We start from the raw sequence: 2,298 nt of genomic DNA on the forward strand, positions 1-2,298 counted from the left end.
ACGGTCAATGCTGACGATACAGTGACTGTATTGGCCGAGGATCTAGCAGCGCTGACGTTAACGCCTCCGTTGCATGACAGTACTGACTTTACGTTGGATGTCATGGTGACGCATCAGGACGAAGATCCAGATAGTGGTGTGGTTACGGAAGCGAGTAGCACCGCACAATATCATGTTTCAGTTATCCCAGTGGCGGATGTCCCAACGTTACAAGCGAACGACATTAGCGGAAACGAAGATGAACCGATTAGCTTGGATATAACGGCGGATCTTGTCGATCTAGATGGTTCTGAGTCGATTACTGCGGTGCGTTTCGAGGGTGTTCCGGAGGGCGCGCAGCTTTCAACGGGTGCCGATCAGGGTAGTGGTGTTTGGATCGTGAATATTGACGATTTAGCGAGTCTAACCATACAAGCACCGGCACATAGTAGTGATGATTTTATCTTGAGTGCGACGGCATTGGTGAATGATGTTGACCCTGAGTCAGGCCTCGTTAGCCAAGTGAGTGACACGATTAGTTTTAATGTAGAAGTGTTGCCCGTGTCAGAACAGGCTGTCGTAGTGGCATCAGCACGTGGAGATGAAGATACAGCGATCGCGTTAAATCTTGATATTAGTCAACCTGACGCGGATGGTTCGGAAAGCATCACAGACATTGTGATTAGTGGTGTGCCGGCTGATGCCTTGCTGTCTGCTGGCGTCATGGATGCGGATGGAAAATATCATTTAACGGTTGGAGAGTTAGCGGGATTAAGTTATACGCCTAGTCTCCATGATAGTCAGGATATCACCTTAACTGTTGAAGTGACGACCGAAGATGTTGACCCTGAGGGAGTGAGTCAGAGTGTCGAGATCAGTAGTCACCAAATTACGGTGCAGGTTGATGCTGTTGCGGATGCGCCAACCTTGGTGATGACCCCTGCGACAGGTGATGAAGATACGGCTATTACACTCGATATTATGGCTAGCTTGGTGGATCTTGATGGTTCTGAGTCAGTGCAATCGATAGTAATCAGCGATGTGCCAGTGGGTGCGACGTTATCAGCTGGCGTTGATAACGGTGACAATAGCTGGACCTTAAGTGTCGATCAGTTGGTCGGTCTAACGATTACGCCACCGCTGCATGATAGCGAAGACTTCAGCTTATCGGTGTTGGCGAGCGTGGCAGATGTCGATCCTGAGACAGGAGAGGTGAGTACGTCTGAGACCTTGTCGACGGTGGATGTTGAGGTTAACGCGGTCGTGGATACGGCGACACTGGTTGATAGTCATGTTGATATCAATGAAGACACTGCATTCAATATTGATATACAAGCGCTTTTAGTCGATCAAGATGGTTCTGAAAGTATCGTTAGCGTTACGTTCTCGCAAGTGCCAGACGGCGCAGTGTTTAGCCACGGTACGGTCAATGCTGACGATACAGTGACTGTATTGGCCGAGGATCTAGCAGCGCTGACGTTAACGCCTCCGTTGCATGACAGTACTGACTTTACGTTGGATGTCATGGTGACGCATCAGGACGAAGATCCAGATAGTGGTGTGGTTACGGAAGCGAGTAGCACCGCACAATATCATGTTTCAGTTATCCCAGTGGCGGATGTCCCAACGTTACAAGCGAACGACATTAGCGGAAACGAAGATGAACCGATTAGCCTGGATATAACGGCGGATCTTGTCGATCTAGATGGTTCTGAGTCGATTACTGCGGTGCGTTTCGAGGGTGTTCCGGAGGGCGCGCAGCTTTCAACGGGTGCCGATCAGGGTAGTGGTGTTTGGATCGTGAATATTGACGATTTAGCGAGTCTAACCATACAAGCACCGGCACATAGTAGTGATGATTTTATCTTGAGTGCGACGGCATTGGTGAATGATGTTGACCCTGAGTCAGGCCTCGTTAGCCAAGTGAGTGACACGATTAGTTTTAATGTAGAAGTGTTGCCCGTGTCAGAACAGGCTGTCGTAGTGGCATCAGCACGTGGAGATGAAGATACAGCGATCGCGTTAAATCTTGATATTAGTCAACCTGACGCGGATGGTTCGGAAAGCATCACAGACATTGTGATTAGTGGTGTGCCGGCTAATGCCTTGCTGTCTGCTGGCGTCATGGATGCGGATGGAAAATATCATTTAACGGTTGGAGAGTTAGCGGGATTAAGTTATACGCCTAGTCTCCATGATAGTCAGGATATCACCTTAACTGTTGAAGTGACGACCGAAGATGTTGACCCTGAGGGAGTGAGTCAGAGTGTCGAGATCAGTAGTCACCAAATTACGGTGCAGGTTGATGCTGTTGCGGAT

The 2,298-nt window shown here is 49.1% G+C and carries 1 protein-coding gene; it reads left to right on the forward strand.

Annotated elements, in window-relative coordinates:
* A partial coding sequence (locus A3762_RS27135) for a hypothetical protein (protein ID WP_197469042.1) occupies window positions 1–2,298 on the forward strand: 2,298 nt, incomplete at both ends.

This window comes from Oleiphilus sp. HI0125 (assembly GCF_001635355.1).